The organism is Limnobaculum allomyrinae, from assembly GCF_016649425.1.
GTDB lineage: Bacteria > Pseudomonadota > Gammaproteobacteria > Enterobacterales > Enterobacteriaceae > Limnobaculum > Limnobaculum allomyrinae.
Genome location: NZ_JADRCR010000002.1, coordinates 335,736 through 352,746, shown reverse-complemented (window position 1 = coordinate 352,746; position 17,011 = coordinate 335,736). Strand labels below are relative to the sequence as shown.

The 17,011-nt window shown below is 45.3% G+C and carries 14 protein-coding genes and 1 other annotated feature; of the genes, 5 read left to right on the top strand and 9 right to left on the bottom strand.

Going from position 1 to position 17,011, the window contains the following annotated elements:
• Positions 1 to 43 precede the first annotated feature (43 nt).
• Positions 44 to 1,954, bottom strand: a complete 1,911-nt coding sequence (dnaK, locus tag I2494_RS05810) for a molecular chaperone DnaK (protein WP_218466158.1) — start codon at positions 1,952 to 1,954, stop codon at positions 44 to 46.
• 337 nt (positions 1,955 to 2,291) lie between these two features.
• Between dnaK and satP the strand changes: the two genes are divergently transcribed.
• Both satP and I2494_RS05800 read left to right on the top strand, forming a co-directional pair.
• Complete coding sequence (gene satP / locus I2494_RS05805) at positions 2,292 to 2,864, top strand: acetate uptake transporter (protein ID WP_218466157.1); 573 nt, start codon at positions 2,292 to 2,294, stop codon at positions 2,862 to 2,864.
• 91 nt (positions 2,865 to 2,955) lie between these two features.
• On the top strand, positions 2,956 to 3,393 hold the full coding sequence (locus I2494_RS05800; protein WP_218466156.1) for a GNAT family N-acetyltransferase: 438 nt from the start codon (positions 2,956 to 2,958) through the stop codon (positions 3,391 to 3,393).
• 394 nt (positions 3,394 to 3,787) lie between these two features.
• Here I2494_RS05800 and I2494_RS05795 read toward each other — a convergent pair whose 3' ends face one another.
• From I2494_RS05795 to tal, 3 genes are all read right to left on the bottom strand, one after another.
• On the bottom strand, positions 3,788 to 5,119 hold the full coding sequence (locus I2494_RS05795) for an MFS transporter (protein ID WP_218466155.1): 1,332 nt from the start codon (positions 5,117 to 5,119) through the stop codon (positions 3,788 to 3,790).
• 126 nt (positions 5,120 to 5,245) lie between these two features.
• On the bottom strand, positions 5,246 to 5,833 hold the full coding sequence (gene mog / locus I2494_RS05790) for a molybdopterin adenylyltransferase (protein ID WP_218466154.1): 588 nt from the start codon (positions 5,831 to 5,833) through the stop codon (positions 5,246 to 5,248).
• A gap of 166 nt (positions 5,834 to 5,999) precedes the next feature.
• Entirely contained in the window at positions 6,000 to 6,953 is a 954-nt protein-coding gene (gene tal / locus I2494_RS05785) for a transaldolase (protein ID WP_218466153.1), read from the bottom strand.
• 279 nt (positions 6,954 to 7,232) lie between these two features.
• Between tal and yaaA the strand changes: the two genes are divergently transcribed.
• Complete coding sequence (gene yaaA / locus I2494_RS05780) at positions 7,233 to 8,006, top strand: peroxide stress protein YaaA (RefSeq protein WP_218466152.1); 774 nt, start codon at positions 7,233 to 7,235, stop codon at positions 8,004 to 8,006.
• A 74-nt stretch (positions 8,007 to 8,080) separates the two neighbouring features.
• On the opposite strand, the gene thrC is transcribed toward yaaA, so the two are convergent.
• From thrC to thrA, 3 genes are read right to left on the bottom strand one after another with little or no spacing between them, the layout of a single operon-like run.
• Entirely contained in the window at positions 8,081 to 9,370 is a 1,290-nt protein-coding gene (gene thrC, locus I2494_RS05775) for a threonine synthase (RefSeq protein ID WP_218466151.1), read from the bottom strand.
• A 17-nt stretch (positions 9,371 to 9,387) separates the two neighbouring features.
• A complete protein-coding gene (gene thrB / locus I2494_RS05770; protein ID WP_218466150.1) occupies positions 9,388 to 10,317 on the bottom strand; it encodes a homoserine kinase in 930 nt (309 codons plus the stop codon).
• Position 10,318: 1 nt separating this feature from the next.
• The gene (thrA, locus tag I2494_RS05765; protein WP_218466149.1) at positions 10,319 to 12,778 is read right to left on the bottom strand and encodes a bifunctional aspartate kinase/homoserine dehydrogenase I; all 2,460 of its coding nucleotides are present in this window, start codon (positions 12,776 to 12,778) and stop codon (positions 10,319 to 10,321) included.
• A gap of 46 nt (positions 12,779 to 12,824) precedes the next feature.
• Positions 12,825 to 12,944: a sequence feature (Thr leader region), on the bottom strand.
• Between the two features lie 899 nt (positions 12,945 to 13,843).
• Here thrA and arcA point away from each other — a divergent pair.
• Positions 13,844 to 14,563: a two-component system response regulator ArcA gene (arcA, locus tag I2494_RS05760; protein WP_130592399.1), complete on the top strand. Its 720-nt coding sequence runs from the start codon at positions 13,844 to 13,846 to the stop codon at positions 14,561 to 14,563.
• A gap of 81 nt (positions 14,564 to 14,644) precedes the next feature.
• On the opposite strand, the gene creA is transcribed toward arcA, so the two are convergent.
• Entirely contained in the window at positions 14,645 to 15,124 is a 480-nt protein-coding gene (gene creA / locus I2494_RS05755; RefSeq protein ID WP_218466148.1) for a protein CreA, read from the bottom strand.
• A gap of 337 nt (positions 15,125 to 15,461) precedes the next feature.
• On the opposite strand from creA, the gene robA reads away from it, so the two are divergent.
• Positions 15,462 to 16,331, top strand: coding sequence for an MDR efflux pump AcrAB transcriptional activator RobA (gene robA / locus I2494_RS05750; protein ID WP_218466147.1), 870 nt, complete (start codon positions 15,462 to 15,464; stop codon positions 16,329 to 16,331).
• Here robA and gpmB read toward each other — a convergent pair.
• Positions 16,328 to 16,975, bottom strand: a complete 648-nt coding sequence (gene gpmB, locus I2494_RS05745; RefSeq protein ID WP_218466146.1) for a 2,3-diphosphoglycerate-dependent phosphoglycerate mutase GpmB — start codon at positions 16,973 to 16,975, stop codon at positions 16,328 to 16,330. The genes robA and gpmB overlap by 4 nt on opposite strands.
• Positions 16,976 to 17,011 lie beyond the last annotated feature (36 nt).

The window sequence follows — 17,011 nt, the reverse complement described above, 5'->3', positions numbered from 1 at the left end:
ATACCACAATTTAAGCATCATTACCGTGCCCGCTTAAGGGCGATTACTTCTTGTCTTTAACTTCTTCGAATTCAGCGTCAACGGCGTCGTCATCTTTACCTGGCGCGCTTTGTGCGCCTTCTGATGCGGTTTCAGCATGTTGCTGTTGAGCCATTTCCATCAGCTTGCCAGAGACTTCAACCAGCGCCTGGATTTTCGCTTCGATATCTGCTTTATCTTCACCTTTCAGTGAAGTTTCCAGCGCGCTTAACGCAGCTTCAATGGCAGTCTTATCATCCGCTGGTAACTTGTCGCCCGCTTCCGTAATTTGCTTACGAGTACTGTGCAACAGGTGGTCACCCTGGTTACGCGTTTGAACCAGCTCTTCGAATTTACGGTCAGCGTCCGCGTTAGCTTCTGCTTCACGTACCATTTTTTGGATTTCTTCTTCGTTCAAACCAGAAGAAGCCTTAATGGTAATGTTTTGCTCACGACCGCTGTTTTTATCTTTTGCCGATACGTGCAGAATACCATCAGCATCGATATCAAACGTGACTTCGATTTGCGGCATACCGCGTGGTGCTGCCTGAATCCCGTCCAGATTGAACTGACCCAGTGATTTGTTATCTGCCGCACGCTTACGCTCACCCTGGATAACATGGATAGTTACCGCAGACTGGTTGTCTTCAGCCGTTGAGAACACCTGACTATGTTTAGTCGGGATAGTGGTGTTCTTGGTAATCAGTGAAGTCATCACGCCGCCCATGGTTTCAATACCCAGAGACAGAGGCGTCACGTCTAACAGCAATACGTCAGTTACATCACCCGCTAACACACCACCCTGAACCGCAGCACCGATAGCTACTGCTTCGTCCGGGTTAACATCTTTACGCGGCTCTTTACCAAAGAAATCTGATACTTTCTTCTGTACTAATGGCATACGGATTTGACCACCGACCAGAATAACATCGTCGATTTCATTTACTGACAGGCCAGCATCCTTTAATGCTACTTTTAACGGCTCTAAAGAGCGGTTAACTAAGTCTTCAACCAGTGACTCAAGTTTTGCACGAGTCACTTTAATATTCATATGTTTAGGGCCGGTTGCATCTGCAGTAATGTACGGCAGGTTAACATCCGTTTGTTGAGCAGAAGAGAGTTCGATTTTCGCTTTTTCTGCCGCTTCTTTCAGGCGTTGCATCGCCAGTGGGTCATTACGTAAATCAAAGCCTTGCTCTTTTTTGAACTCATCAACCAGATAGTTGATCAGACGGGTATCAAAGTCTTCACCACCTAAGTGAGTATCACCGTTGGTTGCCAATACTTCGAAGGTTTTTTCGCCGTCAACTTCATCAATTTCAATAATAGAGATATCGAATGTACCACCACCTAAGTCATACACGGCGATAGTGCGGTTGCCCATCTCTTTATCCAGACCATAGGCCAGAGCCGCTGCGGTTGGTTCGTTGATGATACGTTTTACATCTAAACCAGCGATACGACCGGCATCTTTAGTTGCCTGACGTTGAGAATCGTTAAAGTAAGCCGGAACGGTAATTACCGCTTCGGTTACTGGCTCACCTAAAAAGTCTTCTGCTGTTTTCTTCATTTTTTTCAAAACTTCAGCAGAAATCTGAGGTGGTGCAATTTTCTGACCTTTTACTTCAACCCATGCATCACCGTTGTCTGCCCCAATGATTTTAAAAGGCATAATGTCACGGTCACGCTGAACTTCTTCGTCACCAAAACGACGACCAATCAGACGCTTAATTGCGAAAAGTGTATTTTGTGGGTTAGTCACCGCCTGACGTTTAGCAGGCTGACCAACCAGAATTTCGCCGTCCTGGGTATACGCGATAATTGACGGAGTTGTACGATCCCCTTCCGCGTTCTCAATTACGCGAACCTGTGTGCCGTCCATTACAGCAACACATGAGTTCGTTGTACCCAGGTCAATACCAATAATTTTACCCATTACATGTTCTCCACTTAAAAACTATATTCGTTCACATACTCACCTATATGGGGGTGTAAAATGACTTTTCAACTACCAATAAAAGTCTTACATCCATAGGCTTGCTTCACCGTTGTTCATAAGATGGGGGCGGCAAATCTCGCATCAAGGGGGGCAAATAAAAAAAATTTCGCATTAATCCTGATCAAAACCATTGTTTCGTGACTCATGCCTCATTATTATGCGCGCTCACGTGTAATACGCGGTGTTATTTACCCGTGGTCGTTGTTAGTTAATTCCGCCTCTATGCGGATAAAAATCCACTTATTAAATCAGCATTCGTGAGTACAGAGGAAATATGCACTCGAATAAATTAGCAAACCCAGGTCCACTAGGATTAATGGGATTTGGGATGACCACTATTTTATTAAATATCCATAACGCCGGTTTCTTTCCGGTAACCACAGCGATTATTGCTATGGGTATTTTTTATGGTGGTATGGCACAGGTTATTGCCGGTATTTTAGAATTCAAAAAAGGTAATACCTTTGGCGTTACCGCATTCACTTCTTATGGTTTTTTCTGGATGACCTTAGTGGGTATCTGGTTGCTCCCGGAAGTCGGACATGCACATGCTACTGATGCTACCTTCCTGGGTATCTATTTAGCGCTATGGGGCATCTTCACTCTGTTTATGTTCTTCGGTACCCTGCGCGCTAACCGTGGCTTACAGTTTGTCTTTGCCAGCCTGACGGTACTGTTCTTTATGTTATCTATCGGTAACATTACCGCTAATACTGGTCTGTTGAACGTCGCCGGTTATGTTGGTATCGTTTGTGGCGCCAGCGCAATTTATCTGGCAATGGCAGAAGTGCTGAACGAACAGTATGGTCGTACTGTTCTGCCAATTGGTGAACGTAAAGCAGGTTAATCCTCGTTTTATTCGTCACTAAAAAACGCCTGCTTAATGCAGGCGTTTTCGTTTGTATTCTTCTCATCACTCAAGAAACAGGAAATAACCGATGCAAATAAGAATCGCACTTCCTGATGACGTAACAGAGATGTTCCGCGTACGACTCAGCGTTAATGACAATAAAATGACGCAGGAAGCGCTGAGCGCCCATGGAATCACTCATCAATCACTTCCTGCTATGTTAATCGATCAGGGACGTGGTTGGGTTGCAGAGAATGAACAGAAAATCGTGGCTTTTGCCATGGCTAATGCTACTGAATCGACTATTTTTGCACTTTTCGTTGAGCCCGATTTTGAAGGCCGGGGAATCGGTCGACAGCTGATGATTGCAGCGGAACAATGGCTGGCAGAGATGGGATGCTCCCAAATATGGCTGGAAACGGATAGTAATCTTGATGTGAGAGCCAATGGATTCTATCACTATTTAGGATGGATTGAGGAAGGCATACAGGCCGATGGGCAAACTAAATTTATTAAATGTCTTTAATATTAAAGCCACTTGTATAACCGATAGTTTCAGAGTGCTGACAAACCTAATAAATCAGCATTTGAGAATATTCCGGTCGTAAAATTCAAAATGCTTATATTGACTTGGTGCTCGACCGGAAGACCATCTGTACTTAGCCGCAGAGTGCGTTGGGCCTGGCTGGGTTAGGGGCGGTTATGAAACACCTTGCGGTGTTTCACCCTTCGGGCCAGCGCAAGCGCTGTTCAAACAGGCTTTGCCTGTTTGTCTGGCAGCTAAAACTGCTACGACCCCAACACCCATCCCTCCCAACGATTGGTTATCTTTAGGGACAAAGTGGAACTATCAGACTTTGTCATCAATCTAAAGCCACCTGCATAACAGATGGCTTTTAACTGAACACCATAAGCTTCGCTTATATCGCCGTTACTGGCGCCTTCTCTAACTCTGAATCACTGTGTTGCGCAATGCTATCCGTCGCTCTCAAATCGTTACGCAGATAAATTCCCAACAATATTCCCATCACCGATAGCGCCAGAACATAATATGCAGGAGCCATTGGTGTGAACTTCATCAAATAAGTGACACATATCGGCGTTAAACCACCAAAAATGGCATAGGACACGTTATAAGAGAAAGAAATACCCGAGAAGCGAACCTCTGCCGGAAATGCTCGTACCATGACATAAGGAACCGCGCCTACCACACCCACACACAACCCGGCGATACTGTAAGTAATAAACAGTAGATCAACATTGGTTGCCGAATGGTAAAACGTCCAACTGGCAACGGCCAGCAGCGAACCACCACCAATAAAGGTTTTGCTGGCACCAAAACGGTCAGCCGCCATACCTGCAATGACACAGCCCACGCACAGTGAAATAATCGCCATGCTGTTAGCTTTCAGCGCAATGACTCGCTCAATACCAAATTGAGTTTGCAGGTAGTTTGGCGTCATCAGAATAACCACCACAATACCGGCAGAAAGTAACCAGGTAAGTAGCATAGAAACCGTTACCGCTCGGGTGTGGTTCACTACCACTGATTTTAATGGCAGTTCTGCTGCTAACGCTTTACGTTGTTGCATCTCGATAAATATTGGCGTTTCTTTTAACCAACGGCGCAAATACATAGCGATCAGACCAAAAATACCGCCCAGGAAGAAAGGTATTCTCCATCCGCCATTATGAATCGTTTCCACACTCATCATAGAGTTGATCATGGTGGCAACAAAAGAACCCAGCAAGATCCCAACCGTCAGACCCGCGGTCAGTACACCACAGGCAATACCGATACGTTTATAAGGTACATGTTCCGCCACAAACACCCAGGCACCCGGAACTTCACCACCAATAGCTGCGCCCTGGAAAATACGCATCAATAACAGTAAAAGTGGAGCCGCAATACCAATAGATTGATAGGTTGGTAGCATCCCCATGGCCAGTGTAGGCAACGCCATCAGCAAAATGCTCAAAGAGAACATACGCTTGCGCCCTACCAAATCACCAAAGTGAGCCATGATGATTCCCCCCAACGGGCGAGCCAGATAGCCTGCGGCAAAAATACCGTAGGTCTGCATCAGCACCAGCCATTGGGGCATATCAGCAGGAAAGAAAAGTTGACCGATAACCACAGCGAAGAATACAAAGATAATAAAGTCGTAAAACTCCAGCGCACCGCCTAATGCTGCCAGAGTCAGCGTTTTATAATCCTGTTTGTTTAACCGGCGATTTTGTTGCTGAATCATAAAATTCCATCTTTTTCTATAGGTTGATAAAAAAATTAACTTTCGGTCTGTAAATTAATTTTTACTATATCGTACTCATTACGATACACCAGTAGATGGAAATCTTATTTTGCAAAAAGTCTTAATTTAACCTTTTATATCGCGGATTGCGCTCTTAGGCCTAAAGGATTCTACCACTTGCGAATCCGTCTCTACATAAGGGCCATCCAGCAGTTGAATACAATAGGGGACACTGGCAAAAATACCGGATACCACGGTTTTTCCATCTTTATCTTTCACCCCTTCCAGCGTCTCTTTAATTGATTTTGGCTGTCCCGGAAGATTGATAATCAGTGCCTGTTTACGGATCACTCCAACCTGACGAGAAAGAATCGCCGTAGGTACATAGTACAAACTGATCTGGCGCATCTGCTCACCAAATCCCGGCATAATACGATCGGCAATGGCGACTGTGGCATCAGGTGTAACATCTCGGCGAGCCGGGCCGGTTCCTCCGGTGGTAAGAACCAGATGGCACCCCCTCTCATCAACCAGTTCACACAGCGCTTCTTCTATCAATGACTGCTCATCAGGAATTAACCGACTTTGAGTTTCAAATTCACTACTCAATGCGGTTTTTAGCCACGATTCCAATGCAGGAATCCCCTGATCCTGATAAACCCCATTGGATGCACGATCGGAAATAGAAACCAAACCAATGCGTAACTTATTCATATCTAATCCTCTGTCACTAAACTGTGCTCTTACCCGCGCGCTATCATACTATTTTTGGCGCTATTTTTGCAGCACGGCACGCACAGTGGATGCCATTATCCGCAGTGAATCACAGATAAAAAAATACCGGCCTGATGACCGGTATTCATATCTTTATCAAAAACAATTACAGCAAATCTGCAATCATCTTTTCCAGTTTTTCCTGGTCGATAGCGAACTTACGGATACCGTCTGCCAGTTTATCAACGGCCATTGGGTCCTGATTATGCTCCCAGTAGAACTGAGCTTCATTCAGCGGTGCCGGACGATCTTTTACTGCGCCGCTATAGGCCAGTTTACGTTCAACTTCACCCTGGCTTTCAGACAGTTCTTTTAATAATGCAGGTGCAATGGTCAGGCGATCGCAACCGGCAAGCTCCAGAATTTCGCCGGCATTACGGAAGCTGGCTCCCATAACTACAGTTTTGTAACCATGCTGTTTGTAGTATTCGTAGATACTGGTTACAGAAACAACGCCTGGATCTTCGTTAGGTGCGAACTCTTTCTTATCTCCATTAGCTTTGTACCAGTCAAGAATACGGCCAACAAACGGAGAAATCAGGAACACGCCTGCTTCAGCACAAGCTCGAGCCTGAGCAAAGGAGAACAGCAGAGTCAGGTTACAGTTAATGCCTTCTTTCTCAAGCTGAGCCGCTGCACAAATACCCTGCCATGTAGAGGCCAGTTTAATCAGAATACGATCGTTGCTGATACCTGCATCGTTATAAAGTTTGATTAAGCGTTTAGCTTTAACAATACTGGCCTGAGTGTCATAAGAGAGACGAGCATCAACTTCAGTAGAAATACGGCCAGGGATCAGTTTTAGAATCTCCAGGCCAATGTTTACCGCCAGCTTATCGGATGCATCCACAATTTGTTGTGCGCGATCGCTGCTTTGGCTTTTTGCCCAGGCAATCGCATCATCAATCAACTTACGATATTCAGGTAACTGAGCAGCATTCAGAATCAGAGAAGGGTTAGTTGTCGCGTCCTGAGGCTTATACAGCTTCATCGCTGCAATATCGCCGGTATCAGCCACAACGGTAGTAATTTTACGTAGAGAGGAAAGTTTATCTGTCATGATAGATCTCTTGTTAAGCTTGTGAGGCATCGAAGTATTATCGGACTAACCTGATAATAACATGACTTAACAAGGGTGCAACGATGGAACGTAGGGGTCATAGATTTTAGTCATCAAATTTATCTTCCCGCTGCTAATAAAAAGACCGTTACCCAATGATAAATAATACAAAAGTCACATTGTGATAAGGAATTCTTAAGCCCCCTATTAAATCCATCGCTTTTTCCATTGCCAGTTTCTGCTAGAGTAGCAAAAAACGATTTATCACAGGATATGATTATGCTGATTACTATATCTCCGGCAAAAACTCTCGATTATACAAGCCCTCTGGTGACTGAACGTTACACACAACCCGAAATGCTGGACCAGTCGAAAATTTTAATTAAAGCGTGTCGTAAATTAACTCCGGCACAAATCGCCAGTTTGATGAGTATCAGTGATAAGTTAGCCGGCCTGAATGCCGCTCGTTTTGCGGAATGGCAACCGGATTTCACACCGGAAAATGCCCGTCAGGCACTGTTAGCATTTAAAGGTGATGTTTACACCGGCCTGCACGTTGATGATTTTAACGAAGGTGATTTCGATTTCGCCCAGCAGCATTTGCGTATGCTATCCGGACTGTATGGTGTTTTACGTCCGCTCGATCTGATGCAGGCCTATCGTCTTGAGATGGGCACCAAGCTGGAAAACCAACGGGGTAAAGATCTGTACGAGTTTTGGGGCAAACGAATTACCGATAAGTTAAATCAGGCACTGAAAGATCAGGGTGACGATATTCTGGTTAATCTGGCTTCAGATGAATACTTCAAATCAGTCCAAACCAAATCATTAGACGGTACCATTATTAAACCGGTATTTTTGGATCAGAAAAGCGGCAAATACAAAATCATCAGCTTCTACGCCAAAAAAGCCCGCGGATTGATGAGTCGTTTTATTATTAAAAACCGACTGACACGCCCGGAACAGCTGGTGGACTTCGATCTGGAAGGCTATCAGTTTGATGAAACCGCATCTCAGGGTAACGAATTGGTATTTAAACGTCCTGAACAATAGCCATCAATAGAACAACAGACAAAAAAATGGCCTCCATGCATGTGCATCAGGAGGCCATTTTTATTCAATAATTATTACGCAGGTAACGCCATCAGGAATGCTCGTAGCGGTGCGAAATCTGCCGGTAAATAGTGAGAAAGTAACGGCAACTCAGCCCTGTCGGCCAAAGCTTTTGGCAACGGCAAGGTGGTACCGAGAATTTGTTCTACACACTCTTTAAATTTAGCCGGATGAGCGGTACCCAGGAATAACCCGAACTCCCCCGCTTTCAGCTCATCACGCAATAAACGATAAGCAATGGCGCCGTGTGGCTCAGAGGTGTATCCCAATGCCGCCAGTTCGCGCAATGTTTTAGCCGTAGTCTCATCGCTAACAGCACCATAACCTAATGAACTGATAGGCCACTCTTTGCGACGAAATAACTCTTCAATGCGCGGCCAATTATTTGGCTGGCTGACATCCATAGCATTAGACAGAGTGGCAACAGTTTTGTGCGGCTGCCACTGACCATTAGCCAAATAACGTGGAACGGTGTCATTGGCATTAGTGGCAGCAATAAAGCGCTTAACAGGCAGACCTAATGACTTCGCCAACAAACCTGCCGTCAGATCGCCAAAGTTACCGCTTGGAACTGAAATCACCAACTGGTTACGCTGTTCCTGAGTCAGTTGTGCTACTGCCTCAAAGTAATAACAAATTTGCGCCAATAGTCGGCTGATATTAATAGAGTTGGCGGAGTTAAGGCCCAACTCTTTCTTCAGCGTTTCATCATCAAATGCCTGCTTAACCAGTGCCTGACAGGCATCAAAATCCCCATCAACTGCCACAGTATGAATATTGCCACCCAGGGTACAGAACAATTTCTCCTGCAATGGACTGATCTTGCCTTCCGGATAAAGGATCACTACCCGCACATTCTTTAAACCATAGAATGCATGGGCAACAGCAGCACCAGTATCACCGGAGGTAGCCGTCAGAATGGTCACCGGCGTGTCACCAGCCACTTCGGCCAGCATTTGCGCCATGATACGACCACCAAAATCTTTAAACGCCAATGTCGGGCCGTGAAATAGCTCTAAGGTCGCAATATCTTTTTCAACGGCCACTACCGGAGCAGGGAACTGAAAAGCATTAGCCACTCGTTTAGCCACGGCATCCGCTGATATTTCATCACCAATATAGGCCGACAAAATACGGGCACTGCGGGTTACGAAATCCAGCGAGAGTAGATTATCGATTTCTGAACTATCAAAAGCAGGCAACTCAGCCGGAAAGAAGAGTCCCTGTTGTTTACCTAATCCCTGACGTACTGCCTGAGCAAAACTAACCTGTTCGTTATGATCTTTTAAATTATACAGTTTCATTGTGTCGCTATTTTCCATTAATCCAATTTACGGGCACCGGCAGTATCAAGACGGCAGACGTGAACAAAGCCTTCATCATTTTGTACATAGTGTTTTGTTAACCAGTCGGCAAGTCGCTGTGCCGTTTCCAGACGATCGCTCACCGCAAACAGTGTTGGGCCCGATCCAGAAATACCGCATGCCAGCGCACCAATATCCTGTGAGGCTTTACGCGCTTCGGCAAATCCCGGCAGCAAACGAGTTCGGTACGGTTCAGCAATCACATCCTGCATTAACTTAGCCGCCAGTTCTGGTTGCTGGGTATGACAGGCATGAATAAACCCGGCCAGATAGCGACCATGGCGAATACAATCCTGACGCAAATACTGTGCCGGTAAAATCGCACGTGCTTCAGCGGTCGAAACCTTAATGCCCGGATAAGCCATCACCCAATACCAGTTATCAAAACCGGGTACCGATTGACTGATAATGCCATTCTCTTCCAGCATCAATTGCATGCCCCCCAAATAGCAAGGAGCTACGTTATCGTAATGCACGCTGCCGGAAATGCGACCTTCCAGCTCACCCATCATGCCAAGCAGTTCAGTCTGATTAAACGGCCGGTCGCAGAATTCATTCAGCGCCATTAAACCCGCAACCACAGAACAGGCACTGGAACCCAGTCCGGAACCAATTGGCATATTCTTTTCTAATACCATTGCCACAGGCAGTTCACGTCCCAGACGCTGACAGAACAGCTCCCAGCACTGATAAACGATGTTTTCTTTAGGCTCTGTCGGTAACTTGCTAACAAAACGCCCTTTATTGCTCAGGCTAAAGCTGTCTGCGGATTGAATACTAACGCAATCCCCCAGCAGTGCTCCATCAATGGGCGATACTGCTGCGCCCAATACGTCAAACCCCACGCTGACGTTGCCTATCGAGGCCGGCGCATAAATTTTTATCATGTTAAACTCCCAGCTTTCCTGACAGAGTACGTAGCATATCGGCAAAAACGCCGGCGGCGGTAACATCGTTACCCGCACCATAACCGCGTAATACCAGTGGTAGTGGCTGATAATATTGGGTGTAGAATGCCAGTGCGTTCTCGCCATTTTTCACTTTGAATAGCGGATCGTTATCATCCACCGCATCAATCTTCACCCGACATTCACCCTCTTCAATCATACCTACATAGCGTAACACTTTGCCCTGGCTGGCCGCCAAGGCTACACGCTCGGCAAACTCAGCATCCAGCTGTGGCAAACGCGCCATAAAGGTTGCTACATCACCACCAGCATCAAAAGATGGCGGTAATACAGATTCAACTTTAATTTGGTCTAACTCCAGCGAGTGACCGGCTTCACGTGCCAAAATCAGTAATTTTCGTGCCACATCCATACCGGATAAATCATCGCGCGGATCCGGCTCGGTGTAGCCTTTTTCTTTTGCCAGGCGGGTCGCTTCTGACAGGCTTAATCCTTCATCCAGCTTGCCAAAAATGAACGACAGCGAGCCCGAAAGAATACCAGAGAAGCGCATCAGTTCATCACCAGCATTCAGCAAGTTCTGTAAGTTCTCAATAACCGGTAATCCGGCACCTACGTTAGTATCATAAAGGAATTTGCGATTACCGTTGCTGGCCGCTTGCCGTAACTGATGATAGTAGTTCATCGTGTCGGTATTGGCTTTCTTGTTTGGCGTCACTACATGGAAGCCGTCGGCAAGGAAGTCCGCATATTGAGAAGCGACTTCCTGACTGGATGTGCAATCCACAATGACCGGGTTGAGCAAGTGATACTCTTTTACCAGACGAATTAATCGTCCCAGATTAAATGGCTCTTCTGCCGCGGCCAGCGCCTCACGCCAGTTAGTTAAGTCGATTCCCAGCGTATTAGTAACCATACCGCGAGAGTTGGCAATGCCACATACCCGTAGTTCGATATTCTTACGTTTCAGCCATGGCTGCTGACGATAGATTTGATCCAGTAATGCGCCGCCGACACCACCAACGCCGATTAAGAACACATCTAACACCTGATTAGTATCAAACAGCACCTGATGGCTGGCACGCACCGCAGTCGTCGCCGAGTCATTACTGACTACCGCAGAAATCGAACGCTCTGAAGAACCTTGAGCTATCGCCACAATATTGATATTTGCACGGGCTAATGCACTGAAGAAACGTGCAGACATACCGCGCAGCGTACGCATATTGTCACCAATCACTGAAATTATCGCCAGTTTGTCGACCACATCCAACGGATCTAACAATCCGTCCTTTAACTCAAGATAGAACTCATCTTCCAGTGCCCGGCTGGCACGAGCCAATTCACTCTGTGGTACACAAAAGCTGATGCTGTATTCAGAAGAAGATTGAGTAATCAGAACCACAGAAATGCCGGCGCGGGACATCACTGAGAAGACTCGGGCCGCCATCCCCACCATTCCTTTCATGCCTGGGCCAGAGACGTTAATCATCGCCATATTGTTCAGGTTGGTTATACCTTTAACCGGATAACGATCGTCCCCACTTTCTCGGCTGATTAGCGTACCCGGGGCTTGTGGGTTGGCAGTATTTTTTATCAGGCAAGGAATTTGGAACTGGGCAATAGGAGCGATAGTGCGAGGATGGAGAACTTTAGCGCCAAAATAGGATAACTCCATCGCCTCCTGATAGGACATCGATTTAAGCAACTTGGCGCCCGGTACTGAACGCGGATCGCAGGTATATACGCCATCAACATCAGTCCATATTTCACAGCTATCGGCGCGCAAGCAGGCTGCTAAAACCGCTGCCGAATAGTCGGAGCCATTACGCCCTAATACCACCAGTTCACCTTTTTCGTTACCAGCAGTAAAACCGGCCATCAGAACAACGTGATTATCAGGAATACCCAGTTCAACTAAACGGCGGGTTGATTCCGTAACATCAACGGTAGATTCCAGGTAATGTCCATGAGCCAACAACATCGCAACTGGATTAATCACGGTTACGCCATATCCCCGAGCCTGAAAAACGGACTCCATAATAGCGATAGAAAGCTTTTCACCACGACTAATAATGGAAGCGTTAACGCTATCGGGGCACTGGCCCAACAGAGAAATACCATGCAAAACATGTTTCAGTTGAGCAAATTCCTGCTCCACAACGCTCTTTAATCGATCATATTCAAACCCAGGCTGATCTTTGGCCAATCCGGAAAGCAATTCAGCAAAGATCTGTTCGGCATCCATCATATTGGTCATGACTTCCTGACCGGCTACCGTTTTTTCAATCATGGCAACCAAATGGTTAGTAATTTTTGCCGGAGCAGACAGTACCGTAGCAACCTGGCCCTGACGCGCATTATTTTCAATGATATCCGCCACGCGCATAAAGCGTTCGGAATTTGCTACTGATGTACCGCCAAATTTCAGAACTCGCATCTCTTGGCCTCTCCTGCCTTAATCCAGTTATGATGTAAATTATCAGCAAAAAAAAACCCGCACTCGATTCTACGGTGCGGGCTTTTTTTCATTTCTTGTAAGCGTCAGCCCGCCCCGCTACTGGTTGTACCGGTGGTGGTAATGATTGTAATCATCAGGCTAACGTTTTGCATGTTTGGTGTTTGTCTCTGGTTTATTTTATTAACGCTATATACTGGTTAAAGCAATTGCCGTTCAGAGTCAATTTATTTTTCATATTTCATCAAAATAATTTTCCTGTACTGACTATATACCGCTATTTTAAATAAGATTTTTTTAAAATAAATTCAATGAGTTAAAACCATTCGTTGTCATGAACCATGAATATCTGATTTTTTATTCATATCAGGCTTATTTTGAGAGTAACCAGAATCAGCGTGACTAAACGCAACAAAAAGCCAGTATTAGATTAAAAGTGGAAAAAAGACTCAATATTGATGATTTTAACTGTAAATTTAGTGTATTACATTTTACTACTCTCTATTTATCCTAAATGAGTTTTTGTACTCGCAAAAGTTGCAATTGAAAAATATTTGTTAAAATATATTTCTTTTTAAGATAAAAAGAAGGAAAATCCCCCCGCTGCCACACACGCCTTGGTTTTGGTGAAAAGTACAACGGCACAAATGTTTCAAGTTAAGGTTTTTATTGAGGTTGAATTGTGAAAAAAAGGTCAAAAACTGGCATGTGATATGCATTGTTTTTGTAGATTTTTCTCACAAATCAGCTAATGTGCTATAACTATTATTGATATATATCAACAAGCCACAAGTTTGTTGATCGGCAAAAGAAAGACTCCTGTTATATTGCTGCTACAATAAAGAGTAATAAGTGATCGGTTTTAACAAATCACAGGTATGTAGGTAGTTTGCCTTGGCCGAACCAGCGATTGTGTTGAAATTTGAAATAGCACGGGGATTCGTCCCTTATACTGCAGTAGTCTGTTTTAGCTATAGATGGTTTTAGAAACAGAACCAGACCACTGTAATATTAAATTTGATTTTGTTGGCAAATTAGGTAACAGACATGCAAACCCCGCATATCCTGATCGTTGAAGACGAACTAGTAACTCGTAACACATTAAAAAGCATTTTCGAGGCGGAAGGATACGTTGTCTTTGAAGCCAATGATGGTGCAGAAATGCATCGGATTTTGTCCGACCATAATATCAATCTGGTCATCATGGATATCAATCTGCCTGGAAAAAATGGACTACTGCTGGCTCGAGAATTACGCGAGCAAGCTGCGGTTGCATTGATGTTCTTAACCGGCAGAGATAACGAAGTAGATAAAATCCTTGGCCTGGAAATTGGTGCTGACGATTACATCACGAAACCGTTTAATCCACGGGAACTGACAATCCGTGCACGTAACCTGCTGTCCCGGACGATGAATCTTGGGGCGGTGAGTGGTGAAGAGCGTAAGCTGGTTGAAAACTACAAGTTCAATGGCTGGACGTTGGATATCAATAGTCGTTCGCTGATTAATCCTAACGGAGAAATGTTCAAATTGCCTCGTAGCGAATTCCGCGCGATGCTGCATTTCTGCGAAAATCCAGGCAAAATTCAGTCTCGTGAAGAGTTACTGAAGAAAATGACAGGACGTGAGTTAAAACCTCACGATCGTACGGTTGATGTGACTATTCGTCGCATCCGTAAGCACTTTGAATCAACACCGGATACACCGGAAATCATTGCTACGATTCATGGTGAAGGTTACCGCTTTTGTGGCGATCTCGAAGAATAATCAGCAATAATGAACAAAAAAAACCAGCATAGATATGCTGGTTTTTTTATCATCTGAATTTAACCATTGCACATATTTAACCTAGTTACTACTGCCCCAGGGAATGATAGGCACGGTACTGATAGCATTTTTAGGCGAACCATCAACAACTTTGTCCGAATAGACCAGATAAACCAGTGTATTGCGCTTATTATCGTAAAAGCGAACCACTTGCATACTCTTAAAAATTATCGAAGTCCGTTTGCGAAATACCTCTTCGCCATCCGCCTTACGATTTTTAATTCGATCGGTCAGCGTAATGGGTCCCACTTGAATACAGGAAAGTGCCCCATCAGCCGTATCTTCGGCTAATCCCAGCCCTCCTTTTATTCCGCCCGTTTTTGCCCGGCTCAGATAACAAGTCACATTTTGAACATCAGGATCGTCAAAAGCCTCAATGACAATTTTATGGTCAGGCCCCAACAGTTTAAATACGGTATCAACAGAACCAATCTCTTCCGATTGAGCGCAGGCAGACCAAAACAGTGTGGCAGAGCAAAGTGCTAAAATGGCCTTCTTCATTACCTATCTCCAGTGAACATCAATTAATTACTATATTAATGCAATTATAGCCCGTCGGTACACAACTAACGCCCGGTTGCAACCCGCTGAACCATAGCTATAAACTTATGTCAAATAGACGTAGAACAGTGCGTTTAAAAATTGCTATGATGCGTGGGGAATGTTGCGATATAGCACAGTAATACCTTGTTTCAAGCTAAGGATTGCGCCAGTATCCTTCACCTGCTAAAAAACATTTTTTGCGATGTAGTGTTTAAAAATAACCATAAAGTGTTATAAGTCAGTATAGCTACGCCAATTCTGTAGATAATGCGCCCAATTAATGAGGAAGTTTTTTATGGATCAAGCCAGTATTATCCACGATCTTCTAGACTGGCTAGAAAATCATTTAGATCAACCATTATCTCTGGATAATGTTGCCGCCAAGTCAGGCTATTCTAAATGGCACCTACAGAGAATGTTCAAAGAAATTACCGGGCAAGCTATTGGTTCTTATATTCGCGCTCGTCGTTTGTCTAAAGCTGCCGTGGCCTTAAGACTAACGGCTCGCCCCATATTGGATGTGGCGTTACAGTACCGTTTTGATTCCCAACAGACTTTTACCCGGGCATTTAAAAAGCAATTTGCTCAAACGCCGGCATTCTATCGTCGCTCAGATTCATGGAGCGCTATTGGTATGTGTCCGCCGATCAAATTATCCGGCAACAATTTAGTACCAGTAGAATATGTGATTCAGGAAGAAAAACAGCTGGTGGGAATGACCCAGAGTTATACCTGTACTCTGGAAGAACTATCTCGTTCCAAAACGGCAATTCGTACCCAGTTCTGGACCCAATATTTGGGTAATGCCCTGACTGAAGTTCCACCAATTCTGTATGGCCTTAACCACACCCGCCCAAGTCAGGAGAAAGACGATGAGCAGGAAGTGTTCTACACCACTGCCATTGAGCCGGAACATGTGCCGCCAGGCGTTGAAGGCCATGAAATTATACTTCAGGGTGGCGAATATGCCCTGTTCCGCTACAACGGGCCGCCGGATGGATTACAGCAATTTGTCATGACGCTTTACGGAACCTGCCTGCCGCTTCTGAAGCTGACACGCCGTAAAGGCTATGATATTGAAATATTCCATCCTAAAGGCGTGAAAGTTGGTGACAGCGCTCCCGCAGTAATTTCCGGTGAATATATGATTCCGATCCAGCGCTAGCGCTGGATCTCATCAAGTGCATCTGCCGTGAGGTGCTGTGTATCTCCGGCAAATTCCACTATCCACCCCGGAGCAAGCCATGGGCTGTTTTGGCTTTCCACTAAAGAAAGGGAACAATTACGCAAGCGTAAACGACGCTCCGCATAAGGGGGAAGCCCCAACACATTCCCCAACAGGCTACCTAAAGCGATACCGTGACTAACCAGAATTGGGCGGCTACCTTCAGGTAACATTTTACAGTCATCTAATGCTGCACGCATACGCGTTGAAAGCTCGGTTAACGACTCCCCTTGAGGAATGCGACCATTTGGCGTACCGTCAAGAATCAACATGCGTTGCTGTTCTTCTTCTGGCGTAAGTGAATCGACACGGCGTTGTTCCAGAATCCCCATATTCAACTCCCGCAGGCGGGAATCAAAAGTCGGTTCAATACGGCAATATTCAGCCAGTAGTTGAGCCGTTTGGCGAGTTCGCCCCAAATCGCTGGCGATAATATGAGTGATGCCCATATTCTTTAAGCGTTTACCCGCCTGGCGGGCCTGTAACTCACCCAAAGAGGTTAATTTACTGTCCGTTTGCCCTTGAATTCTGCGAGCAACATTCCATTCTGTTTCACCATGTCGAATTAAGTATACCTGTGTCATGCCTGTTATCCGTTATACTGTGGAAATTGTTTTCTT